At 66.2% G+C, this 22,231-nt stretch carries 24 protein-coding genes; 10 read left to right on the forward strand and 14 right to left on the reverse strand.

Annotation, left to right across the window (positions count from 1 at the left end):
* The 3 genes from G342_RS0101435 to G342_RS0101445 are packed head-to-tail and all read left to right on the forward strand — an operon-like array spanning position 1 to position 1,467.
* On the forward strand, positions 1-1,029 hold the full coding sequence (locus tag G342_RS0101435) for a peptidoglycan -binding protein (protein WP_018181318.1): 1,029 nt from the start codon (positions 1-3) through the stop codon (positions 1,027-1,029).
* A gap of 39 nt (positions 1,030-1,068) precedes the next feature.
* A complete protein-coding gene (locus G342_RS22900) occupies positions 1,069-1,233 on the forward strand; it encodes a hypothetical protein (RefSeq protein ID WP_245557197.1) in 165 nt (54 codons plus the stop codon).
* A 36-nt stretch (positions 1,234-1,269) separates the two neighbouring features.
* Positions 1,270-1,467, forward strand: coding sequence for a DUF2283 domain-containing protein (locus G342_RS0101445; protein WP_018181320.1), 198 nt, complete (start codon positions 1,270-1,272; stop codon positions 1,465-1,467).
* Positions 1,468-1,469: 2 nt separating this feature from the next.
* Here G342_RS0101445 and G342_RS0101450 read toward each other — a convergent pair whose 3' ends face one another.
* Positions 1,470-3,209, reverse strand: coding sequence for an ABC transporter transmembrane domain-containing protein (locus G342_RS0101450; protein WP_018181321.1), 1,740 nt, complete (start codon positions 3,207-3,209; stop codon positions 1,470-1,472).
* Between the two features lie 337 nt (positions 3,210-3,546).
* Between G342_RS0101450 and rpmE the strand changes: the two genes are divergently transcribed.
* A complete protein-coding gene (gene rpmE, locus G342_RS0101455; protein ID WP_026304008.1) occupies positions 3,547-3,771 on the forward strand; it encodes a 50S ribosomal protein L31 in 225 nt (74 codons plus the stop codon).
* Between the two features lie 108 nt (positions 3,772-3,879).
* On the opposite strand, the gene rcdA is transcribed toward rpmE, so the two are convergent.
* On the reverse strand, positions 3,880-4,407 hold the full coding sequence (gene rcdA / locus G342_RS0101460; protein ID WP_018181323.1) for a protease adaptor protein RcdA: 528 nt from the start codon (positions 4,405-4,407) through the stop codon (positions 3,880-3,882).
* Between the two features lie 252 nt (positions 4,408-4,659).
* The gene (locus tag G342_RS0101465; protein ID WP_018181324.1) at positions 4,660-4,851 is read right to left on the reverse strand and encodes a DUF1192 domain-containing protein; all 192 of its coding nucleotides are present in this window, start codon (positions 4,849-4,851) and stop codon (positions 4,660-4,662) included.
* 122 nt (positions 4,852-4,973) lie between these two features.
* Here G342_RS0101465 and G342_RS0101470 point away from each other — a divergent pair, with 122 nt between their 5' ends.
* From G342_RS0101470 to G342_RS0101485, 4 genes are all read left to right on the forward strand, one after another.
* Entirely contained in the window at positions 4,974-5,954 is a 981-nt protein-coding gene (locus G342_RS0101470; RefSeq protein WP_040878053.1) for an NAD(P)H-quinone oxidoreductase, read from the forward strand.
* An 816-nt stretch (positions 5,955-6,770) separates the two neighbouring features.
* The gene (locus tag G342_RS0101475; RefSeq protein ID WP_018181326.1) at positions 6,771-7,493 is read left to right on the forward strand and encodes a DUF1013 domain-containing protein; all 723 of its coding nucleotides are present in this window, start codon (positions 6,771-6,773) and stop codon (positions 7,491-7,493) included.
* Positions 7,494-7,926: 433 nt separating this feature from the next.
* Positions 7,927-8,157 carry a 30S ribosomal protein S21 gene (rpsU, locus tag G342_RS0101480; protein WP_018181327.1) on the forward strand — a complete coding sequence of 77 codons (231 nt, stop codon included), beginning with the start codon at positions 7,927-7,929 and terminating at the stop codon, positions 8,155-8,157.
* A 140-nt stretch (positions 8,158-8,297) separates the two neighbouring features.
* Positions 8,298-9,179, forward strand: a complete 882-nt coding sequence (locus G342_RS0101485; protein ID WP_018181328.1) for a tetratricopeptide repeat protein — start codon at positions 8,298-8,300, stop codon at positions 9,177-9,179.
* A gap of 118 nt (positions 9,180-9,297) precedes the next feature.
* Here G342_RS0101485 and G342_RS0101490 read toward each other — a convergent pair whose 3' ends face one another.
* From G342_RS0101490 to G342_RS0101500, 3 genes are read right to left on the reverse strand one after another with little or no spacing between them, the layout of a single operon-like run.
* Positions 9,298-9,777 carry an SRPBCC family protein gene (locus tag G342_RS0101490; RefSeq protein ID WP_018181329.1) on the reverse strand — a complete coding sequence of 160 codons (480 nt, stop codon included), beginning with the start codon at positions 9,775-9,777 and terminating at the stop codon, positions 9,298-9,300.
* Positions 9,774-10,112, reverse strand: a complete 339-nt coding sequence (locus G342_RS0101495) for an ArsR/SmtB family transcription factor (protein WP_018181330.1) — start codon at positions 10,110-10,112, stop codon at positions 9,774-9,776. Before G342_RS0101495 ends, G342_RS0101490 begins: the two co-directional genes overlap by 4 nt.
* Before the next feature lie 11 nt (positions 10,113-10,123).
* Positions 10,124-10,813 (reverse strand): glutathione S-transferase family protein, encoded by a 690-nt coding sequence (locus tag G342_RS0101500; RefSeq protein ID WP_018181331.1) that lies wholly within the window; start codon positions 10,811-10,813, stop codon positions 10,124-10,126.
* Between the two features lie 339 nt (positions 10,814-11,152).
* Between G342_RS0101500 and G342_RS0101505 the strand changes: the two genes are divergently transcribed.
* Positions 11,153-11,956 carry an APH(3'') family aminoglycoside O-phosphotransferase gene (locus G342_RS0101505; RefSeq protein ID WP_018181332.1) on the forward strand — a complete coding sequence of 268 codons (804 nt, stop codon included), beginning with the start codon at positions 11,153-11,155 and terminating at the stop codon, positions 11,954-11,956.
* A 115-nt stretch (positions 11,957-12,071) separates the two neighbouring features.
* On the opposite strand, the gene G342_RS0101510 is transcribed toward G342_RS0101505, so the two are convergent.
* From G342_RS0101510 to G342_RS0101540, 7 genes are all read right to left on the reverse strand, one after another.
* Positions 12,072-13,478, reverse strand: a complete 1,407-nt coding sequence (locus G342_RS0101510) for an NAD(P)(+) transhydrogenase (Re/Si-specific) subunit beta (protein ID WP_018181333.1) — start codon at positions 13,476-13,478, stop codon at positions 12,072-12,074.
* Between the two features lie 10 nt (positions 13,479-13,488).
* Positions 13,489-13,980, reverse strand: a complete 492-nt coding sequence (locus tag G342_RS0101515; protein ID WP_018181334.1) for a proton-translocating transhydrogenase family protein — start codon at positions 13,978-13,980, stop codon at positions 13,489-13,491.
* 2 nt (positions 13,981-13,982) lie between these two features.
* Complete coding sequence (locus tag G342_RS0101520; RefSeq protein ID WP_018181335.1) at positions 13,983-15,170, reverse strand: Re/Si-specific NAD(P)(+) transhydrogenase subunit alpha; 1,188 nt, start codon at positions 15,168-15,170, stop codon at positions 13,983-13,985.
* Positions 15,171-15,276: 106 nt separating this feature from the next.
* Entirely contained in the window at positions 15,277-15,402 is a 126-nt protein-coding gene (locus tag G342_RS0101525; protein WP_018181336.1) for an aa3-type cytochrome c oxidase subunit IV, read from the reverse strand.
* 170 nt (positions 15,403-15,572) lie between these two features.
* On the reverse strand, positions 15,573-16,928 hold the full coding sequence (locus G342_RS0101530; RefSeq protein ID WP_018181337.1) for an ABC1 kinase family protein: 1,356 nt from the start codon (positions 16,926-16,928) through the stop codon (positions 15,573-15,575).
* Between the two features lie 83 nt (positions 16,929-17,011).
* Complete coding sequence (locus tag G342_RS0101535; RefSeq protein ID WP_026304011.1) at positions 17,012-17,419, reverse strand: type II toxin-antitoxin system death-on-curing family toxin; 408 nt, start codon at positions 17,417-17,419, stop codon at positions 17,012-17,014.
* Positions 17,416-17,640, reverse strand: coding sequence for an AbrB/MazE/SpoVT family DNA-binding domain-containing protein (locus G342_RS0101540; protein WP_018181339.1), 225 nt, complete (start codon positions 17,638-17,640; stop codon positions 17,416-17,418). The genes G342_RS0101535 and G342_RS0101540 overlap by 4 nt, the downstream gene beginning before the upstream one ends.
* A 291-nt stretch (positions 17,641-17,931) precedes the next feature.
* Between G342_RS0101540 and G342_RS0101545 the strand changes: the two genes are divergently transcribed.
* Positions 17,932-19,833 carry an ABC transporter ATP-binding protein gene (locus G342_RS0101545; protein WP_018181340.1) on the forward strand — a complete coding sequence of 634 codons (1,902 nt, stop codon included), beginning with the start codon at positions 17,932-17,934 and terminating at the stop codon, positions 19,831-19,833.
* Positions 19,834-20,259: 426 nt separating this feature from the next.
* Here G342_RS0101545 and G342_RS0101550 read toward each other — a convergent pair whose 3' ends face one another.
* A complete protein-coding gene (locus G342_RS0101550; RefSeq protein WP_018181341.1) occupies positions 20,260-22,092 on the reverse strand; it encodes a M3 family oligoendopeptidase in 1,833 nt (610 codons plus the stop codon).
* Between the last annotated feature and the right edge of the window lie 139 nt (positions 22,093-22,231).

The raw sequence follows: 22,231 nt of genomic DNA on the forward strand, positions 1-22,231 counted from the left end.
GTGGCAGCCCGAGGACGCCGCCGCGAGGCCAGGAGCGACGTCTGGCCGGCCTTTGTCGACGTGCTGTCGAACCTCCTGCTCGTCTTCATTTTCCTGCTGTCGATCTTCGCGCTGCTGCAGTTCCTGCAGAGCCGCGAGATCACCGGCAAGGACACGGTGCTGAACCGGCTCAACAGCCAGATCGCCGAGCTGACCGAACTGCTCGCCATGGAGCGCGCCGGCAAGCAGGACGCGGCCGACCAGCTCGCCAATCTGCAGGCGAGCCTTCTCTCCGCCGAAGCGGAGCGTGACCGGCTGAAGCGTGCCGCCGACAGTTCGACCGCCGCCGCCGGTTCGGCCGAGGGCCAGATCGCCATCATCACCAAGGCGCTGGAGGACGAGAAGGTCGTCAACCAGAAATCGCTGTCGCAGATCGAGATCCTGAACCAGCAGATCGCGGCGCTCCGCCGCCAGATCGGCGCACTGGAAGAGGCGCTGAACGCGTCGGAGAAGCGCGACACCGAGAGCCAGACCAAGATCGCCGATCTCGGCCGCCGGCTGAACGTCGCGCTGGCGCAGCGCGTGCAGGAACTGTCGCGCTACCGCTCCGACTTCTTCGGCCGCCTGCGCGAGATCCTCGGCAACCGGCCCGACATCACCATCGTCGGCGACCGCTTCGTGTTCCAGTCAGAAGTGCTGTTCCCATCCGGCTCGGACGAGATCAACGCCGAGGGCCGGGTCGAGATGGCGAAGCTCGCCGAGGCGCTGAAGACGCTGGAAGGCGAGATCCCGCCCGAGATCGCCTGGGTGCTGCGCGTCGACGGACATACCGACGCACGGCCGCTCTCGGGCTCCGGCCGCTTCCGCAACAATTGGGAGCTTTCGGCGGCGCGCGCCATCGCGGTGGTGCGCTATCTGGTCGAACAGGGCGTGCAGCCGATCCACCTGGTCGCCGCCGGCTTCGGCGAATTCCAGCCGCTCGAACAAGGCTCGACCGAAGCCGCCTATGCCCGCAACCGCCGAATCGAGCTGAAGCTCACCGAACGGTAGGCGATGCGGATCATCCTCACGGCACATGCCGCCCTGATGATGAGCGAGCGGGATATCGCGCTGGATTGGGTCCAGCAGACGCTGGCGGAACCCGACTCTCGGGAGCCGGATGTCCGCGACGGCGTTACACGAGCATTCCGTGCGATCCCCGAACGCGAGCATCGCGTTCTCCGCGTGGCATATGCCCAAGATGGGAACATATAGGGTGATCACCGCATTCCTCGACCGAGGCCGACGCCGATGAAAACCGTCTATGACAGCGAAGCCGACGCCCTCTATCTCCGCTTCACGGACGCGCCGATCATCGAGAGTGAAGAGATCCGGCCGGGGCTCGTGCTCGACTTTGATCAAAACGGCAAGATCGTCGGCGTCGAGATTCTCGACGCCTCACAGCATCTCGCGCCAGGCACTGACTTGGAGCGCCTCGCCGCCGCCTGAGTTCAGGCAGCGTCCTCGCGGAACTGCAGCCGCGCCAGCCGGGCATAGAGGCCGCCCTGGCGCACCAGCGCCTCATGCGTACCTTCCTCGACGATGGCGCCGCCATCCATGACGAGGATGCGGTCGGCCTTGAGGATCGTGGCGAGGCGATGCGCGATGACGATCGTCGTGCGGCCGACCATCAGCTCGTCGAGCGCCGATTGCACCGCGACCTCGCTCTCGGCGTCGAGGGCGCTGGTCGCCTCGTCGAGCAGCAGGATCGGCGCATCCTTGAGGATGGCACGCGCGATCGCGATGCGCTGGCGCTGGCCGCCCGAAAGCGTGACGCCGCGCTCGCCGAGTTGCGTCTCGTAGCCCTCCGGCAGCGCCGACAGGAAGGCATCCGCATGGGCCGATACGGCGGCGGCCCGGATCTGGGTCAGCTCCGCGTCTGGCCGCCCGAGTGCGATGTTCTCCGCCGCGCTGGCGGCGAAGATGACCGTGTCCTGCGGCACGATGGCGATCCGGGAGCGCAGCTCGACCGGATCGAGCGCGCGGATATCGACGCCATCCACCGTCACCCGGCCCTGCTGCGGATCGTAGAAGCGCAAGATCAGGTTGAAGATCGTGCTCTTGCCGGCGCCGGATGGACCGACGACGGCGACGCGTTCGCCCGGCGCGACATGGAAGCCGACATGACGGATGGCGGCGCCCCGTCCCCCTTCCGGATAGCTGAAGCCGATACTCTCGAAGGTGATCGCGCCCTGGACCGGCTCGGCCAAGCGAACGGGCTGCGCCGGAGCGGCGATCGACGGCTTCTCAGCCAGGATCTCGGCAAGGCGTTCGGCCGCGCCCGCGGCATTGGCGATATCTCCCCAGACCTGCGACAGCTCGCCGAGCGCGCCGGCGGCCAGCACGGCATAGATCAGGAACTGGCCGAGCGTGCCGGGGGTCATCCGGCCGGCGAGCACATCCTGCGCTCCCCACCAGAGCACGGCCACCATGCTGGTAAACACCATGAAGATGCCGAAGCCAGTCAGCGCCGCGCGCGCCTGCGTCGAATGGCGCGCCGCCAGGAACGCGTTTTCCACGCTGTCGGCGAAACGCCGCGTCACGCTCGCCTCGGCGGTGAAAGACTGGACGATGCGGATCGCGCCGATCGCCTCGGACGCATAGGCGGAGGCTTCCGCCAGCATGTCCTGCGCCTTGCGCGACCGGAGCCTGACCCGCCGGCCGAAGCCGACCAGGGGCAGCACGATGATTGGCAGGGCCAGCAGGACCAGGCCGGACAGCTTCGGGCTGGTGACGATCATCATCGCGACGCCGCCGGTGAACATCACCAGGTTGCGCAGCGCGATCGAGATGTTGGCGCCCGCGACGGCTTTGATCTGCGTCGTATCGGTGGTCAGGCGCGCGGTGATCTCGCCGGAACGATTGCGGTCGAAGAAGTCGATGCCAAGTGCTGACAGATGCCGGAAGACGTCGGCGCGCAGATCGGCCACGACCCGCTCGCCAAGCCAGGTGACGAAATAGAAGCGCAGGCCCGAGCCGATGGCGAGCATCGCGACGACGCCGATCAGCGCCATGAAATAGATGTTGATCGTGCCCGAATTGTCGGCGGTGAAACCATGGTCGATCATGCGCCGGACCGCGAGCGGCACGGTCAGCGCTGCGAACGCCGCCAGCAGGAGCGCCACGCAGGCGCCGGCGAGCTGTGGCTTGCGTCGGAGCACATAGGGTATCAGCATGGCGAGCGGCCGCATCGAGCGACGGCCTGGCTTGGCGTCGCCTTCCCTGCCGGCTACGCCTGCTGCGTCAGAAGCGCCTTTTGCGTCTCTTGGCATCGTGTCTCGAACCGCCATAGGCACCCGTCTCGGTCATTCGCGGAGGCTCGCGCCCCGATCGCGCCTTGATGCACCGATGACCGTGCTGTTTCAAGACGAGCCGCCCCTTGTGCCGGCCCGAGCGCTGGGCTATATCGTCGCCCCACAGGACGGCCGGTCGCATGCAGCCGTTTTTCCCATTGATCAGGACGGCGCATCCGCTTCGGCGAGCGACGACCATGCGGTCCCCAACGGACCGAGCCGCGAGGACCAGACGATGAAGAAGGACATTCATCCCGACTACCACACGATCAAGGTCGTGATGACGAACGGGACGGAATATTTCACCAAGTCGACCTATGGTGAAGAGGGTGCCGTGATGAACCTCGACATCGATCCGTCGACGCACCCGGCCTGGACCGGCGGCAACCAGACGCTGCTCGACCGCGCCGGCCGCGTGTCGCGCTTCAACAACAAGTTCAAGGGCTTCATGGGCAGCTAAGCTCCCGAAGCGCTTCTGGAATGCAAAAAACCCGGCCTCTGGCCGGGTTTTTTTTATTGGCCGCGTTCCGAAGCGGAGCGGCCGGGCTCAAGCGACGGGGCGACCGCCCTATTCGCGGCCGCCACCGAAAGCGCGCGCCAGCTGGCCGAGCTGGCGGCTGACCGGGTTCTCGGCCGGCTCGTCGGCATTGGCGGCGTTGTAGATCGCGTCGTCGAGCCGGATGACGCGCTCCTGCAGGCGCACGGAGCGCTCGATCAGCCCGCGCAGCCGCTCCGGCAGATCCTCCCAGCCGCGGCCTTCCGTCACCGAGCCGAAGCCGCGCAGCCGGACCTTCGCCTTCTCGCTGCCGGCCTGCTCGAACGTCATCTCGCCCTCGTTGACGGCGCGCTGCAGCAGCAGCCACGAGGCCAGTTGCATCAGCCGCGTCGTCAGCCGCATCGATTCGGTGGCGTAGGAGAGCGAGCCGCCCGGCGGAAGGTCGCGCGATTCGACGCGGCCGTCGCCGTCGAGATAGGCGGCGGTTTCCTCGACCAGCAGCATCCCCTCCCGGAAGAGGCCGCGGAAAGTGTCGGAAAATGCGAACCGCTGGCCGAAAACGATCGGCGGGTCGATGTGCCCAAGGCTGTCGTCTGTCATGGAGTCGTTCCGTTGCGCCACCACGTCAATCCCGCAAGGGTTCAGACGGGGCGCAAGTTTTGCCGATTTTGACCTTGATGGAGCCGGAAGTCAAAAAAAGAGCCGCGAGAAACGGCTCTTGTGAGGCGACAGAGGGAGGAGTCCAACAGAGAAGCTTCCACGGATGTCCAGATCACTGGACGCAAGGATTACGCGCCCATAACCTTAACGAGTGGTTAATGCTCGCAACCCCCGGACTCGCGGCCTCCTTGCTCAGCTCTTGAAGAACGAGGACGCCGCCGCGCGCGAGGCGGTTTTCGCAGCGATCGCCGCCTCGAGACGGACGATCTCCGCCTTGAGCAGATCGATCCGTTCGTTGAGCTCGTCGATCGACAGACGCCCCAGTTCCTCGCCGATCCTGTGCGGCGCCGGCTTCTCGACCGGCACGTCGTCGAAAAGGGCCATGATGCACTCCGTCTCGTTTTTCGGTCCCGTCTGGGCCAAAGAATAGCAACATCCGCCCGGCCTTCGCCAGCCGGGCCGTCGTTACCCCGAGGAGACCAACCTTGACCGCCATTCCCGAAACCATGACCGCCATGGCCATTTCCGAACCCGGCGGGCCGGACGTGCTGCAGCCGACGACGCGACCGGTGCCGCATCCGTTCGAGCACGAGATCCTGATCCAGGTCGCCGCCGCCGGCGTAAACCGACCGGATGTCGCCCAGCGCCAGGGACATTATCCACCGCCCAAGGGTGCCTCGGATCTGCCCGGCCTCGAGGTCGCGGGCCATGTCGTGGCGCTCGGCCGCAATTGCTCGCGCTTCGCCTTGGGCGACGCCGTCACGGCGCTGGTCGCCGGCGGCGGCTATGCGGAATATGTCGCCGTCAACGAAACCAACGCCCTGCCCGTCCCGGCCGGCCTGACGATGATCGAGGCAGCGGCGCTCCCCGAGACCTTCTTCACCGTCTGGCACAATGTGTTGGAGCGAGCAGCCCTGAAGCCCGGCGAGACCCTGCTGGTGCATGGCGGCTCGTCCGGCATCGGCACGACGGCGATCCAGCTGGCGAAGGCGCTCGGCGCCACCGTGCTGGCGACCGCCGGCTCGGCGGAGAAATGCGCCGCCTGCGTCGAGCTCGGCGCCAGCCGCGCCATCAACTATCTCAAGGAGGATTTCGTCACCGCGGTAAAGGACGCCACGGAAGGACGGGGGGCCGACGTCATCCTCGACATGGTCGGCGGCGACTATATCGAGCGCAATTTCGACGCCGCGGCGCCGGATGGCCGCATCGCCCAGATCGCCTTCCTGAACGGACCGGTGGTCGAGGTGAACTTCAATCGCCTGCTCACCAAGCGGTTGACGCTCACCGGCTCGACGCTGCGCCCGCGCACCGTCGCCTTCAAGGGCGCGCTCGCCGCCGCGCTGCAGGAAAAGGTCTGGCCGCTGATCGAGCAGGGCGTCATCCGGCCGCGCATCGACGCCACCTTCCCGCTCGCGGAAGCGGCGGAGGCGCATCGCCGGATGGAAAGCTCGGGCCATATCGGCAAGATCGTCCTGACGGTCGGTTAACCTGACCGGCAGGAAATCGGATCAGTTCATGAAACCAGAGCCGCCTGGCGCCGTTGGCTCGTCGGCAGGCGGAGGACCGGGCGGGCGAAGATACCCCGACGATTCCGGCGTCGTCTTCCTGACGAATGCGACAGCGGGACGCTCAGCCGGGCGGAAGCGATATCGTTTTGGCCTGAAAGAGAGTAGATTTCCGTAGCCGACGAAACGTAACGACCCGTTTCCTCTTCGTGGAACGGGTTGATTCGATGTAAGATTGCAGATGTCGGTGCAATTCGCACCCCGGAGGACAACATGCAACGCCAAAATACTTGGATCTGGGTCGTCGTGGCCATCATCGTCCTGGTGATAGCTTATTTCTGGTGGAAGTCGAGGACGCCTGTCGCACCGCCCACTCCGGCCGCGGTTGAACAGTCGAAGCCGGCCCCGGCTCCGGAAGCCCCGAAGCCCGCCGAACCGGCTCCCGCTCCGGCTCCGGCAGCTCCCGCGCCGACCCCGCCGGCCGAGCCCGCTCCTGCCCCGGCTCCCGCTCCGAGCACGCCGGCCGAGCCGACGACGCCGCCCGCGACCACGCCGTAGTCGCGCCGATCCCTTGCGCGGGGCGAGCTCCGCGCAATAGGCGAGCCTGAACGTCTGCCGGGCGCCCGATGCGGCCCCCGGCAGACGTCGCCTGCCTGATCACCGATTTTTGACATCGCGGCGCGCGCAAGCTTCGTTTGCGTCAGGAATGGCACCGGTCTATATATCGGCCCATTCCCGTCATTCAGACGTTTGCTCAGCTCCTCCGGCCACCACCGGGAGAGCGACCAGGAGAGAATTATGTCGACTATCCCGCTGATGCCAAAGGCAACCGCCGTATGGCTCGTCGAGAATACCTCTCTCGGCTTCGACCAGATCGCCGATTTCTGCAAGCTGCACCCGCTCGAGGTGAAGGCCATCGCCGACGGGGAAGCAGCCCAGACGATCAAGGGTCTCGATCCGGTGACGACGGGCCAGTTGACGCGCGAGGAGATCGAGCGCGCCCAGAAGGATCCGAAGTATCGCCTGAAGATGGCGGAGACGCGCGTCCGCGTGCCGGTCCAGAAGCGCAAGGGCCCGCGCTATACGCCGGTCTCGCGCCGCCAGGATCGTCCGAACGCTATTCTCTGGCTGCTGCGCAGCCATCCCGAGCTCAAGGACGCGTCGATCATGCGTCTGGTCGGCACCACCAAGCCGACGATCGATTCGATTCGCGACCGCAGCCACTGGAATTCGGCCAATCTGACGCCGATGGACCCGGTGACACTGGGCCTCTGCTCGCAGATCGATCTCGACTTCGAGGTCGAGAAGGCCGCCAAGAACGCGCCGCCGCGCGAGCCGGGCGCCGAGGGCGAGGTGCTGCTGCCGGCGGAAGAGACGACGGCGACCGACGCGCTGGCCGCTGCGGCGCTGCGCTCCTATCGCCGCGAAGAGCCGAAGGAAGACGAACTCGACGCCGATGCCGTCTTCGCCAAGCTGAAGTCGCTGAAGGGCCCCGTCGACGAGGACGAAGACGAGGCGTAGTCCGCCCGGCCCCGAAACGGGCCCCGCCGCTCCACGCCGGCCGCAGCGCCCGCGAACAACCATCAGAGAGGCCTCGCCCGACCCGGGCGGGGCCTTTTTTGATTGGGCCGCGCGCTGATTCCCCTGGGTTGCCGTGACGGGCCAGCCCGACTCGCTCGCGAAGAATTGCTTCCGGCCGGCGATTCCGGCTAGAATCATCGCGTGACGGTTCGCTGTGCTTCGGAAATCGACGCTCCGAGCGGCCGAAATGCCACGACGAAACGGCGAAAACCAGAATTTCCCTTGTTTCGGCGGCTCTCCGCTTTGACAGCGCCTCCCCGCTTCTGCTATGAGAGCGACCACAAATTGGGACGTTGTTGATCGGCGGCTTTGGTCGCTCCTACTCGTCTCCCCGAGATTTCATCCGGACCGGATCAAGATAGGACGCTCCCGCGTGCAGGTACTCGTTCGCGACAATAACGTCGATCAGGCGCTCAAGGCTCTCAAGAAGAAGATGCAGCGTGAAGGCATCTTCCGTGAGATGAAGCTGCGCAACTTCTATGAGAAGCCCTCCGAGAAGAAGGCCCGCGAGAAGGCGGAAGCCGTTCGCCGCGCTCGCAAGCTCGCCCGCAAGCGCGCCCAGCGCGAAGGCGGCATCGTGGCTGCTCCCAAGCCGAAGCGCTGACGAGCGGGGCATCGCGCCCTGCTTTCGCCTGCTTTTTCGCTTTGAAGTTCAAAGTAACGAGCCCGGTTCGCCGGGTTCGTTGCTTTTTGGTGTCTGCGCCCTTCTTCATCGCCATGGGCGCCCGTTTGGGAGCAACGCTCATGATGGTGTTCGGCAGGATTTCGCCCGCGAACACGCCCTCGACAGAGATCGGACGCAGCCTCGCGCCGGCCCCTGTCATGGTCGTGTTACTCGGCGCCCTGGCCCTGGCAGGCTGCCAGTCCTCTGGCCCGCATGATTTCGGCAACGACGTCGATCGTGCCATGGGCTCGGAAGCGAACATCTCGTCGCTGAGCTCGGTGGTGAACCAGAACCCCAGCGACGCCTCCGGCTACAATGTGCGCGGCACCGCGCTCGGCCGCGCCGGGCGCTACGATCAGGCGCTCGCCGACTTCAACAAGGCGATCGAGATCAATCCCGGCTTCTACCAGGCCTATTCGAACCGGGCGCTGGTGCTGCGCAATCTGAAGCAGAACGGCCAGGCTCTCTCCGACTACAATCGCTCGATCCAGCTCAATCCGAGCTATAACGAGGCCTATGTCGGGCGCGGCAATCTCTACCGCTCGCAGGGGCAGATCGATCTGGCGCTGGCCGACTTCAACCGCGCGATCGAGCTCGATTCGACCGATCCCAAGGCCTACAACAACCGGGCGCTGATCTATCAGGGCCAGGGCCGCCACGACGACGCGATCGCCGATTTCACCGCCTCGATGACCTACGCGCCGAACGCGGTCGCCCCGCATCAGGGCCGCGGCCTCTCCTATCTCGCCACCGGCGACTACAAGGCCGCCCTCGACGACTTCAACGCCGTCGTGCGCGCCGACAAGAACAATTACGAAGGCTGGACCAACCAGGGCCTGGCGCTCGAGAAGCTCGGCGAGCGGGACGCGGCGCACGCCGCCTTCGCCCGCGCCCAGACGCTGAACGCCAGCTACCCGCCCGCCCGCGACGGCATGCGCCGCACCGCCAAGGCCGGCGCCTGACGAACGTCGAACGGCTGTCGTCTCCCCAAGCGCTGCGACAGCCCTTTTCTCCGATCTGCAAGCCAGCGCAGCGCGCAGGCGATCCCTGCCTTCCGCGCTGTTTGGCGCTGGGCGCCCGTCAGTGCCGGACGGCCATTTCGCCCGCCAGCAGCTCGACCAGCCGGTCCAGTCCCTCTTCGGTGCCGGCCACCCGCTGATCCCGGGCAGCCTGGCCGCCGGCGAGCAGCGCCACCTGCTCGGTAAAGATCATCCGCGTCCTGGCCGCCACGGCCTCGAGCTCGATCGTCACCAGCGAGGCGGAGAGCCGCTTGCCGGAGAAGCTCATCTCATAGGCATAGAGGATGCGGCGGGCCGGCTCGATGTCGAGATAGTAGGCGTGATAGGTCTGCTCTTCTCCTGCCGCCGTCCGCCAGCGCTTCGCATCCGTGCCGCCGACGCGAAAATCGCTGCGGTCCTCGATGACGGTCCAGTCGGGATGGCAGCTGTTCCAGCGCGCCTTCAGTTCGGGCTCAGCCCAGAACCGAAAGGCATGCGCGGGACGAGCGGAAAACTCCCGCCGGATGACGAAGCTCGTGTGGTCGATGCGATCGGTGGTCATGAATCCTGCTCCGTCTCGGGGAATTCCAGCATGGCACGCTCCAGCTGATCGAACGATGCGTTGAGCGCTGCCTCGCGCTGCGCCACCCATCGCTGGATGGCGCCGAAGGCCGTAGGGCTGATGGCGTAGGTGCGGACCCGGCCGCTCTTGCTCGACACGACGATGCCGCCCTCCTCCAGCACCCTGAGATGCTTGAGCGCCGAGGGCAGCCCCATGCCGGCGGGTGCCGCCAGCTCCTTGACCGAGGCCGGCTGGCGGCAGAGCCGCTCGACCATCATGCGCCGGCCAGGATCGGCGAGCGCGCTGAAGACACGATCCAGTGTCGTCATATCCATCATCCGCTCCCTCACGCCTCCGCGGGATCGAGGAAGCGTCGCGGCATCGCCTCGCGATAGGGGTAGAGGTGGAAATAGGGCCGCGCCTCGTCGAGCGTGCGCCGGACCGAGGGACGCGCCAGCAGCCCCTCGAAATAGCCCGCGAGATGTCCCTGCTCCGGCGCGAAGGGATGGACGATCGAGGCATAGAACAGCGCCGGCGTCGCGGCGCAGTCGGCGATGGTGAAGGCCTCTCCCGGAACGAGCCCCCCGGCCGCCAGCCGCGCTTCGAGGATGCCATAGGCCATGTCGAGCGCCCGGTGTGCCTCGGCGAGGCCGGCCGGGTCCTTGCTGCCTTCGGGACGCAGGCGATCGGCGACGATCTTCTGCATCGGCACATGCACGTAGAAATCGAAGAAGCGGTCCCAGAGCCGGGCGTCGAGCCTCGCCTCGTCATCCGCCGGTAGCAGGGCGACGGGGCCGGGATAGTGCAGCGCCAGATACTCGATGATGATGCTCGTCTCGGGAATGGCGCGATCCCGCACGCTGTCATGCAGCACCGGGATCTTACCGAGCGGCCATTTGTCCGTCAGCGCCGCCCTTGAGGCCTCGTCGGAGAAATCGACCAGACGCGGCGTGAACGGCGTCCCGTTCTCGTACAGGGCGATCAGCACCTTGTGGCAGAACGACGCCAGCGGATGGAGATAGAGGGTCAGCGACATGATGGGCGCCCGTTCAGTTTCCGATAACGGAAACTATTCGGAGCGGGTGACTTCGGTCAAGAATAGTTTCCATCAAGAGAAAGTGATTGCGGACGAAGGCTGGGCATTTTCACCGGCCCACGCGCTGGACGACCCGGGCCGGCATGCTACCCTTCTCGGCCGCAGCCCGCCGCTCGATCCCGGCAGGGAATGGTCAATGCAGGCCGTTGTGTCCCTCCCGGGCGGTGTGTCAGCAAGGCGAGCCTGGCCTTTCATTCTGCCCGTCCATGGACAGTTTCATGGACGCGAAGTCGATGGTCAGGGATCACGCCGCCGCGTACGGCAGACGAAGGAGCTTCCATGGATCTCAATGGTGCCTTGCCGGGCTGTTCGCCGGGCCGCTGGCTCCCGGTCAGGACCGGCGAATCCGGCGATCGGGTCTATCGCCGCGAGGATGGCTTCGCCTACGCGAAATGCGCGCCCACGACCCGCGCCCTCGAACTGGCCGGGGAACGCGACCGGCTCGCCTGGCTTCACGGTCGCGGCGTTTCCTGCCCCGAGATCGTCGACTGGCGCGAGACCGAGGACGGCGCCTGCCTGGTGATGACGGCGATCCCCGGCATACCGGCGGTCGAGCTAACGGGAGCGGATCTGCTCAAGGCATGGCCGTCGATGGCACGGAACCTGGATGCCATCCACCAGCTGCCGACCGATCAGTGCCCGTTCGATCGCAGCCTGAGCTCCATGTTCCAGCGCGCCGTCGATGTCGTCTCCCGCGACGCCGTCAATCCGGACTTCCTGCCCGATGCGGACAAGGACAGACCTGCGGCGGAACTCCTGGCGCGCGTCGAACGCGACCTGCCGGCCCGGCTCCACCAAGAGGCGGCCAGCAAGGTGGTCTGTCATGGCGACCCCTGCCTGCCCAACTTCATGGTCGACCCGGACAGTCTCCAATGCACCGGATTGATCGACCTCGGCCGCCTCGGAACCGCCGACCGCTATGCCGATCTGGCGCTCATGGTCGCCAATGCCGAGGAGAACTGGACAACGGCCGATCAGTCCGACAGCGCCTTCGCCGCCCTGTTCGCGAGCCTCGAGATCGCAACGCCGGATCGCGATCGCCTGGCCTTCTATCTGCGCCTCGATCCCCTGACCTGGGGCTAGGGTGCTCCCTCCGTCGGCGGGCCAGCGCCTCCCCCTTTGACGAGCGGCTGTGACACGGCCGACGAAAAAGGCCGCCCGTGGGCGGCCTTTGTTGTCTCGCGATGCGGCGAACGCGTCAGTCCAGCGACTTGACGATGCTCTCGACCATCTTCTTGGCGTCGGCGAACAGCATCATCGTGTTGTCCTTGAAGAACAGCTCGTTCTCGACGCCGGCATAACCCGAACCCATGCCGCGCTTGATGAACAGCACCGTGCCGGCCTTCTCGACGTCGAGGATCGGCATGCCGTAGATCGGCGAGGTCGGGTCGGTCTTCGCCGCCGGGTTGGTCACGTCATTGGCGCCGATGACGAAGGCGACGTCGGCCTGGGCGAACTCCGAATTGATGTCCTCCAACTCGAAGACCTCGTCATACGGCACGTTCGCTTCCGCCAGCAGCACGTTCATGTGGCCCGGCATGCGGCCCGCTACCGGATGGATGGCATACTTCACCTCGACGCCTTCGGCCTTCAGCTTGTCGGCCATTTCGCGCAGCGCGTGCTGGGCCTGGGCGACCGCCATGCCGTAGCCCGGCACGATGATGACCTTGGAGGCGTTCTTCATGATGAAGGCGGCATCCTCGGCCGAGCCCTGCTTGACCGGACGCAGCTCGACCGCGCCGCCCGCCGCCGCCCCGGCCGTCTCGCCGCCGAAGCCGCCGAGGATGACCGAGATGAACGAGCGGTTCATGCCCTTGCACATGATGTAGGACAGAATCGCGCCGGACGAACCGACCAGCGCGCCGGTGATGATCAGCGCGGTATTGCCGAGCGTGAAGCCGATGCCGGCGGCGGCCCAGCCCGAATAGGAGTTCAGCATCGACACGACGACGGGCATGTCGGCGCCGCCGATCGGGACGATGATCAACCCGCCGAGCACGAGCGAGACGAGGACGATCAGCCAGAACACCAGGTGGCTCTCGGTGAACACCAGCGCGATGATCAGCGCCACCAGCAGGATGGCAAGGCCGGCATTGATCATGTGACGACCCGCCAGCAGGATCGGCTTGCCCGACATGTTGCCGTTCAGCTTGGCGAAAGCGATGACCGAGCCGGTGAAGGTGATCGCGCCGATGGCGACACCGAGCGACATCTCGATCAGGGCCTGGCCGTGAATGGCGCCGATCTCGCCGATGCCGAAGGCGGCCGGTGCATACATGGCGGCGGCCGCCACCATGACGGCGGCGAGGCCGACCAGCGAGTGGAAGGCGGCGACCAGCTGCGGCATCGCGGTCATGGCGATGCGGCGGGCGATGATCGCGCCGATGCCGCCGCCAATGCCGAGGCCGAGGATGATCAGGCCCCAGGCGCCGGCGCTCTTCGGCGCGGCGAGCACGAGCGTCGTGAGGATCGCGATCCCCATGCCGACCATGCCGTAGAGGTTGCCCTGGCGCGACGTCGCCGGGCTCGAAAGCCCGCGCAGCGCCATGATGAACAGGACGCCGGAGACGAGGTAAAGCAGCGCCGTGATATTTGCGGTTGTCATCGGCGCGGCCTCACTTCGTCTTTTTCTTGTACATGGCAAGCATGCGGCTGGTGACGAGGAAGCCACCGAAGATGTTCACGCTGGCCAGGATCAGGGCGATGAAGCCGAAGCCCTGCGCCCAGGCATGGCCGGAGGCGGCGGCCGCATCGACGGCCGCGTCGACACCGACCGCGAGCAGCGCGCCGACGACGATCACCGAGGAGATCGCGTTGGTGACCGACATCAGCGGCGTGTGCAGCGCCGGCGTGACCTGCCAGACGACGTAATAGCCGACGAAGATCGCCAGCACGAAGACCGAGAGCTGGAAGATGAAGGGGTCGATCGCGCCGCCGGAAACCGCATGGGCGGCGGCGCCGGCGACCTGGCCGAGACCGCCAGCAGCCTGCTCGGCATAGATCTGGGCGGCGGCGGCCGCTTCCTGCGCGGCGGCGGCGGCGGCGCTGGCCGCATCCGCGGCGGACTGTGCGGCGCTGGCCGCCTGGTCGGGCGTAAGACTTGCCATGATCAGTTGGCCCCCTGCTCGGCGACGAGGCTCGGCTTCGGTTCATCCATCGGCGCTTCCTTGGGCTTGAAGGCCGGATGCACGACGGCGCCGTCGCGCGTCAGCACGGTCGCCTTGACCAGCTCGTCGTCCCAATTCACGGCGACCGACTTGGCCGCCTTGTCGATCAGCGTCTCGGCGAAGGAATAGAGGTTCTTGGCGTAGAGCTGCGACGCCGTCGCGGCGATGCGGCCGGCGACGTTCAGATGACCGACGATCTTCTTGCCGTCGACGACCACGACTTCGCCGGGCTTGGCGCCCTCGACATTACCGCCGCGCTCGACGGCGAGATCGACCAGCACCGAACCGGGCTTCATCGAGGCGACCATGGCGGCCGAGACGAGGCGGGGCGCGGCGCGACCGGGGATCAGCGCCGTCGTGATGACGATGTCCTGCTTCTTGATGTGCTCGGCGACGAGGGCCGCCTGCTTGGCCTGGTATTCGGCCGACATCGGCTTGGCGTAGCCGGCGGCGGTCTCGGCCTGGCGGAATTCCTCGTCCTCGACGGCGACGAACTTGGCGCCCAGCGACTCGACCTGTTCCTTGGCGGCCGGACGCACGTCGGTCGCCGTCACCACGGCGCCGAGGCGGCGGGCGGTGGCGATCGCCTGCAGGCCGGCGACGCCGGCGCCCATGACGAAGATGCGGGCGGCGGGCACGGTGCCGGCGGCGGTCATCATCATCGGCAGGGCGCGGTCATATTCGCCGGCGGCATCGATGACGGACTGGTAGCCGGCGAGGTTCGCCTGGCTCGACAGGATGTCCATCACCTGCGCGCGCGTGATGCGCGGCATGAATTCCATCGCAATGGCGGTGACGCCGGCATCGGCCATGGCGGCCACGGCGTCGTCATGGCCATACGGGTCCATCGTGGCGATGACGAGGGCGCCCTTCTTGTAGAGGGGCAGCTCGTCGGCCAGCGGCCGGCGAACCTTGAGCACGATATCGGCGCCAGCCACGGCGTCGGCGGCGGTGGCGGCGATCGTCGCGCCGACGGCCGCATATTCGGCATCCGGGATCCGCGAAGCGACACCGGCGCCGGACTGTACCGAAACCTCGGCGCCGAGCGCGATGAACTTCTTGACGGTTTCAGGCGTCGCGGCGACGCGGCTTTCAAGCCCGTCAACCTCCGCCGGCACACCAATCTTCATGGCGTTTTCCTGTGGAACGGCGGGGTCGCAACGCGCCCGCACAGTCAAATCAGTCGGGTATCGCGATAGCCCGGCAGCCAGGCTGCCGGATGCATCTATGTCGAACTCAGAGCAGGAAGATCGCCATCAGCACCAGAACCGCCACGCAGGCGATCGTGCCCCATTTCGTCAAGCCGGTGAAAAACGCATAGGTTCTCTCGTGCTCGCGGTAGTCCATCGGGCTATCGGCCATGGTGTCTCAGTCCCTTCAGCGCAAACCAAACGTGAGCGGCGTTTACAACACTTGGCGAAAGCGGGCAATGCGACATTGCCGGCCGCGCCCTGGTCTTGCACGGGGCGGCGCCTGGCGGGTTTTAGCAGGACTGAATTTGTGACGGAGAGTCTACCCGAGGGCCTCGCCCGTCACAGCAACCCGACGCCACCGAGCGCCGCGCTCTGCCGCATGGCCAGGACGTCGCGGTCGAAGCCTTCGATGGTCGCGGCGAAGAGCTGGTGGAAGTTCATCTCCGCCTTCAGGTGCAGGAACACGGAGCCGAGGCCGACCGCGGCGCGATCCATGAACACGAACTCGCGCGGCACCGTCACCGGCCCCTTCTCGCGCAGCACCTGGTGCACCTGATAGGCCTCGCGGCGGCCATAGTCCGACGGCGCGACGCCGTCCGCGATGGTGCGGACGCGGTCGTCGATCAGCGGCCCGTAGATGAAGCGCGCCCAGATGTTCAACGCCTCGATCAGCTCGTTCGAGAGCCCCACGAAGCCCCAGACCTCATAGGCGGAGACGATGCGGTCGCGATCGTTGTCGCGCAGGCCGTGGAACAGATTGACGACGCCGGCGACGAAATCCGCCGGGAAGATGCGCACGCAGCCATAGTCGAGCAGGTTGATGCCGGCCGCTTCGCCCGCCTTGTTCTCGAACACGGTGTAGTTGCCGAGATGCGGGTCGCCATGGATGACGCCATATTGCGCGAACGGCGCCCACCAGGCGCGGAACATGGCGGTAGCGATGCGGTTGCGCTCCGCGAGCGGCCGGTCGCGATAGTCGAGCACGCGCTTGCCGTCGAGCCAATCCATCGCCAGCAGCCGGCCGGTCAGGAGCGCCGGCTCGACACCTGGCACCCGCACCAGTTCTTCGCCATCGAGCATGATCTTGTAGAGCAGCGCATGCCGCGCCTCGCGGTCGTAATCGAGCTCCTCGCGGATGCGGCTACCGATTTCCTCATAGATCTCGCTGGTATCGATCGAGCGGTCGACGCGCCGATAGATCGAGAACAGCACCTTCAGCTGCGCGAGATCCGCCTCCACGGCCGACTGCATGTCGGGATATTGCAGCTTCACCGCCAGCGCCCGGCCGTCTTTCGCGATGGCGCGATGCACCTGGCCGAGCGAGGCGGCCGCCGCCGGCTGGTGCTCGAACAATTGAAAGCGCTTCTCCCAGCCGGGTCCGAGCTCCGATTGCATACGGCGCTTGACGAAGGGCCAGCCCATCGGCGGCGCGTTCGCCTGCAATTGCGACAGTTCCTCGGCATATTCCGGCGGCACGAGATCGGGCACGGTCGAAAGGATCTGGCCGACCTTCATCAGCGGCCCCTTCAGCCCGCCGAGCGCGGTCGCGAGCTCCGAGGCGTTCTTGCCCTTGTCGAGCGACGTTCCAAACAGCCGCGCGCCCGCGACCTTGGCCGCGACCCCGCCGACATTCATGCCGACGCGGGCATAGCGCGACAGGCGGCCGGAGAGACGGTTGCGTTCGGAATCGGACATGGGGGCGAACTCTTTCGGAGATGTCGCCTTAAGATGCGGTCACGGCCGCCTCATGCAAGGCACAGGCATAGGTCAGGACCGCGTTAGTCTGTCGCTGGCGGAAGGTTGTCGCGAATCCAGCGGGCAAGTCCGTCCTCGTCGATCTCGCCGGCGGCGAGGCCGAGAATGGCCGACACGGCCTCGGCTTCCGGCACCAGGAAATCGATATCGTTCAAGCCGAGGAAGGTGACGATGGCCACCAGCGCCGTGCGCTTGTTGCCATCGATGAATGGATGGTTTCGCGCAATGCCAAAGGCATAGGCGGCCGCGAGTTGCGCCATATCGCCGCCATCATAGGCAAAACGATTCTGAGGCCGACCCAACGCCGATTCAAGCGCACCGGAATCACGAATTCCGGACGGCCCTCCAAAGGCCCGAAGCTGACTCTCGTGGATGGCTATGACCATCGCGAGCGTCAGCCATCGCGGCTCACCAGGCGACATGCCCGTCATTTGGCAAGTTCGGCAAGGGCGTTGCGATAGGTCTTCATCGCCCGTTCAGCGATCTTCATCGCCTTGTCAAAATCAGGATCGAACGGCGAAAGCCGAATTGACCCGTCTGCATTTTCGGTCACGTTGAGCCATTCGCCCTGCTTGAGATTGAGCCTGGCGAGCAGTTCCTTCGGCAGGATGAGACCCGTCGAATTGCCGATCTTCTTGACCTCGAGCTTCATGGCATGCACTCCGTTGTACATTCAGTATAACGAGATGCGGTGCCCGCGACAATGAAAAGCGCGAGGAGAGCTCCACACCCGCAGTAGGCTGAAAGGCTTCTGCAGACGACCGGTTCGGTCGCAGCGGTGCCGAAAAGCCACGCCCGGCGGGTTTCGTCTGCGCAGCCTTGTTGGACCAGGGCCACGGAGCCATAGTGCCGCCTCGTTCAGCCAGAGCCCGGGAGCATCCGATGACAGCCTTCATGTCCAATCTGAAAGGAGCCTTTGAAAATCATCAGGACATGACGTTCCATGCTTACCCGTTCCCCGGAGCCGCAGGCCAGAGACGACGCCGCTAGCGGCAACGAACCCCTCTCCCCGCTTCCGACCCTCCCCGACGCGAATGCCGAACGCGCCCTTCCGCGCGCCGGTTCTCTGTCGGAAGATCCGACCGATGCGACCACGCCGCGGCTGACGCGCGCGCGCCTCGCCCGGCTACTCGGCTATTATCGGCCCTATCTGCCGCTGCTGCTGCTCGACCTCGCCTGCGCCGTGCTCGTCTCGGTGACGGCGCTGCTGCTGCCGCTCTGCGCCAACTATGTGACGCGCCTGCTGGTCGCTGCCGACGATCCGTCGGCGACGCTGCCTGCCATCTATGCCGTGGGCGGACTGATGCTGGCCCTGCTCGCCGTCCAGGCGCTGGCGACGCTTTTTGTCGATTATCAGGGTCACATGATGGGGGCCAAGATGGAGGCGGCGCTGCGCCGCGAACTGTTCGCCCATTGCCAGAAGCTTTCGTTCGGCTTCTACGACCGCCAGCGCGTCGGCCAGCTGATGAGCCGCATTACCCACGACCTGTTCGAGGTGGGCGAGCTCTATCATCACGGGCCGGAGGATCTCGCCATCGCGATCCTCAAATTCGCCGGCGTGACGGCGATCCTGTTCGCCCTCGACGTCCCGCTCGCGCTGATGATCCTCGCCATCATCCCGCCGGCTTCCTACTTCGCGCTGCATTTCAACAACCGCGTGAACGAAGCAATGCTGCAAGTGAAGGAGCGGGTCGCCGGCGTCAGCGAGCGCGTCGAGGATTCGCTCGCCGGCATTCGCGTGGTGCAGTCCTTCGCCAATGAGGCGCTGGAGAACCGGCGCTTCGAGGTCGCGAACGAGCGCTTTCTCGAAGGGCGGCGAATCGGCTACCGCAGCGAGGCCTATCTCTGGGCGGGCACCACGGTTCTCCCCCAGCTGGTCACCGTCATGGTGATCGTTGCCGGTGCGGTCCGCGTAGCGCAGGGCGCGCTCGGCATCGCCGAGCTGATGACCTTCCTGCTCTGCGTCGCCGTGCTGGTCGATCCGGTCAACCGTCTCGCCAATCTGGCGCGCCTCTGGCAGAGCGGTTTTACCGGCTTTGTCCGGGTGATGGAGATCTTCGAGACGGAGCCCGACATCCAGGACAGGCCCGGCGCCATCGCCATCGGCCGGGCACGCGGCTCAATCGCCTTCGAGAAGGTCGGCTTCCGCTACGAGGAGGACGGCCCGCATGTGCTCCGGAACCTGTCGCTCACGATCCGGCCGGGCGAATTCGTGGCGCTCGTCGGCGCCTCGGGCGCGGGGAAAAGTTCGCTCTGTGCCCTGATCCCGCGCTTCTACGAGGTGACGGAGGGACGGATCCTGGTGGACGGCGTCGACATCCGCGACATCCGGCTCGACACGCTGCGGCGGAACATCGGCGTGGTGCAGCAGGACGTCTATCTGTTCGCCGGAACGGTGATGGACAACCTCCGCTACGGCCGGCCCGACGCCACCGACGCCGAAGTCGAGGCGGCGGCGCGGGCGGCGAACGCGCATGACTTCATCCTGGCGCTGCCGAACGGCTATCAGAGCGATATCGGTCAGCGCGGGGTCAAGCTCTCGGGCGGACAGAAGCAGCGGTTGACCATCGCCCGCGCCATCCTGAAGGACCCGCCGATCCTGATCTTCGACGAGGCGACCAGCGCCCTCGACAATGAGAGCGAGCGCGCGGTGCAGGAGGCGCTGCTGGCGCTGGCGCGGACGCGCACCACGCTGGTCATCGCCCACCGCCTGTCGACGGTGCAACGGGCCGACCGCATCCTGGTGCTGACCGAGGCGGGCATCGTTGAGGAAGGCAGCCACGATCAGTTGATCGCGGCGAACGGCGCCTATGCAAGGCTCTACCGGGCGCAGGCGAGCCTGTAGGAGGATCTCTCCGACAGATCTGCCCAACACGCTCCGCCATCATCCTGGGGGCTTGGTCGCATAGTACCGGGCGCGTGGAGCGCGGCATGCGGCTAGGAATGCGCTGAACGCCCCGAGCAATGCGCGCGCCTTCCCCCTCCCCCTTGTGGGGAGGGCCGGGGTGGGGGTACCATCTCGGCCTGCCAGGCATCGAACGGCGCTCCTCCGTTGAGGCGGAGCCGATACCCCCTCCCTAACCCTCCCCACATGGGGGAGGGAATTTCGAGCTTCTCATTGCAGCGGTGACCGCGCCAGCACTCAGGATGATGGCGTGTCCGGGACGGCCGCTTGGGCGAATACCGGCGTCAGATCCGAGCGCTGCACAAACAAAAGGGCCGCGCCATTTCTGGCGCGGCCCTTTTTGACGAGCGCGAGTGGGTCGGAGACCTACGCCTCCATCGCCTCCAGCTCGGAAATGAAGCCTTCGAGCACCGAGAGTCCCTTCTGCCAGAAAGACGGATCGGTAGCGTCGAGGCCGAAGGGCGCCAGCAACTCGGAATGGTGCTTGGTGCCGCCGGCCTTCAGCAGGGCAAAATACTTCTCCTGGAAGCCGCTCTCCGACTGGCGGTAGACGGCATAGAGCGAGTTCACCAGGCAATCGCCGAAGGCGTAGGCATAGACGTAGAACGGCGAATGGATGAAGTGCGGGATGTAGGTCCAGAAGGTCTCGTAGCCGGGTCCGACGCGGATCGCCGGGCCGAGGCTCTCGGCCTGTACTTCGAGCCAGATCGCGTTTAGCTGGTCGGAAGTGAGCTCGCCTTCGCGGCGGGCGATGTGGACCTTGCGCTCGAACGAATAGAAGGCGATCTGGCGCACGACCGTGTTGATCATGTCCTCGACCTTGGAGGCGAGCATCGCCTTGCGCTGGACCGGATCCTTCTGCGCGTCGAGCAACGCCCGGAAGGTCAGCATCTCGCCGAACACGCTGGCCGTCTCGGCGAGCGTCAGCGGCGTCGGCGCCATCAGCGCGCCCTGCGGGCCGGCCAGCACCTGGTGCACGCCATGGCCGAGTTCATGCGCCAGCGTCATCACGTCCCGCGTCTTGCCCTGGTAGTTGAGCAGGACATAGGGATGCACCGAGGGCACGGTCGGATGGGCGAAGGCGCCCGGCGACTTGCCGGGGCGGACCGGCGCGTCGATCCAGTTCTTGTCGAAGAAGTCCTTGGCGATATCAGCCATCTCGGGGGCGAAGTCGCCATAGGCCGAGAGCACGGTATCGCGCGCCTCGGTCCAGGGAATGGTGCGGCTCGGAACCTTCGGCAGCGGCGCGTTGCGATCCCAATGATCGAGCGCGTCCTTGCCGAACCACTTCGCCTTGAGCTTGTAATAGCGGTGCGACAGGCGCGGATAGGCCTCGCGCACGGCGGCGACCAGCGCGTCGACCACTTCCGGCTCGACCCGGTTGGCGAGATGGCGCGAGGCGGCGACGTCCTCGAAGCCGCGCCAGCGATCCGAGATCTCCTTGTCCTTGGCGAGCGTGTTGGTGACGAGGGTGAACAGTCGGATGTTCTTGCCGAAGGTCGCCGCCAGCGCCTCCGACGCCGCCTTGCGCTTCGCCTCGTCCGGATCCTGCATCAGATTGAGCGTCGGCTCGAGCGTCAGCTCCTCGCCGCTCACGTCGAAGCGGAGCGAGGCCATGGTCTCGTCGAACAGGCGATTCCAGGCGCCACGGCCGGTCACCGACTTCTCGTGGAAGAGCTGCTCGACCCGGTCCTCGAGCTGGTAGGGCTTCTCCTTGCGGACGTCCTCGATCCAGGGGCGATAGTGGTTGAGCCCGGCATCAGCGGCCATCGCCGCGTCCAGAACCGTGTCATCGACCCGATTCAGCTCCAGCGTGAAGAACAGCAGGTGCGTCGACGCATCGGTGATCTTCTGCTGCACGTCGCCATAGAACTTGGCGCCGACCGGATCGGTGGTGTCGCCAGAATAGACGAGGCCGGCATAGGAAATGATGCGGCCGAGCAACTCGTCGAGCGCCTCGTAGGCGCGGATGGCAGCGACCAGTCCGCCGTCGCGGGCGAGGCTCTCGAGCTTGCCCTTGTAGGCGGCCTCGAAGGCGAGCGAATCGGAATGCGCCCTCGCGAGGTCGGCGACCAGCACCGGCGAATCCATCGCCGGATAGAGATCGGCGAGATTCCATTCCGGCAGGGTCCCGAGCGCCGCGTCGGCGGGCTGGGTGGCGAGGGCGGAGCTTTTCAGGATCGCGGAATTGAGGGGCATGGGGGATCCGATGGCGCGAGAAAGAGGTGCCCATACTTAGGGGTCCCACCCCTCCGGGATCAACCCGCGACCTGACCGCGCGGATTTGCCGGAGGATGGGCGATCCGGTTCGCGGAAGGGTAACAGGGTGTTAACAACC

This window comes from Kaistia granuli DSM 23481 (assembly GCF_000380505.1).
In the GTDB taxonomy this organism is placed as follows: domain Bacteria; phylum Pseudomonadota; class Alphaproteobacteria; order Rhizobiales; family Kaistiaceae; genus Kaistia; species Kaistia granuli.

What these genes read in the sequence shown, in the direction of transcription:
- G342_RS0101550 (WP_018181341.1), bottom strand. Translation starts at nt 22,092, where the DNA reads ATGCCCCTCAATTCCGCGATCCTGAAAAGCTCCGCCCTCGCCACCCAG.
- rpmE (WP_026304008.1), top strand. Translation starts at nt 3,547, where the DNA reads ATGAAGAAGGACATTCATCCCGACTACCACACGATCAAGGTCGTGATG.
- G342_RS0101545 (WP_018181340.1), top strand. Translation starts at nt 17,932, where the DNA reads ATGCTTACCCGTTCCCCGGAGCCGCAGGCCAGAGACGACGCCGCTAGC.
- G342_RS0101525 (WP_018181336.1), bottom strand. Translation starts at nt 15,402, where the DNA reads ATGGCCGATAGCCCGATGGACTACCGCGAGCACGAGAGAACCTATGCG.
- G342_RS0101510 (WP_018181333.1), bottom strand. Translation starts at nt 13,478, where the DNA reads ATGACAACCGCAAATATCACGGCGCTGCTTTACCTCGTCTCCGGCGTC.
- G342_RS22900 (WP_245557197.1), top strand. Translation starts at nt 1,069, where the DNA reads ATGAGCGAGCGGGATATCGCGCTGGATTGGGTCCAGCAGACGCTGGCG.
- G342_RS0101520 (WP_018181335.1), bottom strand. Translation starts at nt 15,170, where the DNA reads ATGAAGATTGGTGTGCCGGCGGAGGTTGACGGGCTTGAAAGCCGCGTC.
- rcdA (WP_018181323.1), bottom strand. Translation starts at nt 4,407, where the DNA reads ATGACAGACGACAGCCTTGGGCACATCGACCCGCCGATCGTTTTCGGC.
- G342_RS0101530 (WP_018181337.1), bottom strand. Translation starts at nt 16,928, where the DNA reads ATGTCCGATTCCGAACGCAACCGTCTCTCCGGCCGCCTGTCGCGCTAT.
- G342_RS0101470 (WP_040878053.1), top strand. Translation starts at nt 4,974, where the DNA reads ATGACCGCCATGGCCATTTCCGAACCCGGCGGGCCGGACGTGCTGCAG.
- G342_RS0101445 (WP_018181320.1), top strand. Translation starts at nt 1,270, where the DNA reads ATGAAAACCGTCTATGACAGCGAAGCCGACGCCCTCTATCTCCGCTTC.
- G342_RS0101515 (WP_018181334.1), bottom strand. Translation starts at nt 13,980, where the DNA reads ATGGCAAGTCTTACGCCCGACCAGGCGGCCAGCGCCGCACAGTCCGCC.
- G342_RS0101490 (WP_018181329.1), bottom strand. Translation starts at nt 9,777, where the DNA reads ATGACCACCGATCGCATCGACCACACGAGCTTCGTCATCCGGCGGGAG.
- G342_RS0101505 (WP_018181332.1), top strand. Translation starts at nt 11,153, where the DNA reads ATGGATCTCAATGGTGCCTTGCCGGGCTGTTCGCCGGGCCGCTGGCTC.
- G342_RS0101450 (WP_018181321.1), bottom strand. Translation starts at nt 3,209, where the DNA reads ATGCGGCCGCTCGCCATGCTGATACCCTATGTGCTCCGACGCAAGCCA.
- G342_RS0101475 (WP_018181326.1), top strand. Translation starts at nt 6,771, where the DNA reads ATGTCGACTATCCCGCTGATGCCAAAGGCAACCGCCGTATGGCTCGTC.
- G342_RS0101495 (WP_018181330.1), bottom strand. Translation starts at nt 10,112, where the DNA reads ATGGATATGACGACACTGGATCGTGTCTTCAGCGCGCTCGCCGATCCT.
- G342_RS0101535 (WP_026304011.1), bottom strand. Translation starts at nt 17,419, where the DNA reads ATGACGGGCATGTCGCCTGGTGAGCCGCGATGGCTGACGCTCGCGATG.
- G342_RS0101485 (WP_018181328.1), top strand. Translation starts at nt 8,298, where the DNA reads ATGATGGTGTTCGGCAGGATTTCGCCCGCGAACACGCCCTCGACAGAG.
- G342_RS0101465 (WP_018181324.1), bottom strand. Translation starts at nt 4,851, where the DNA reads ATGGCCCTTTTCGACGACGTGCCGGTCGAGAAGCCGGCGCCGCACAGG.
- G342_RS0101500 (WP_018181331.1), bottom strand. Translation starts at nt 10,813, where the DNA reads ATGTCGCTGACCCTCTATCTCCATCCGCTGGCGTCGTTCTGCCACAAG.
- G342_RS0101540 (WP_018181339.1), bottom strand. Translation starts at nt 17,640, where the DNA reads ATGAAGCTCGAGGTCAAGAAGATCGGCAATTCGACGGGTCTCATCCTG.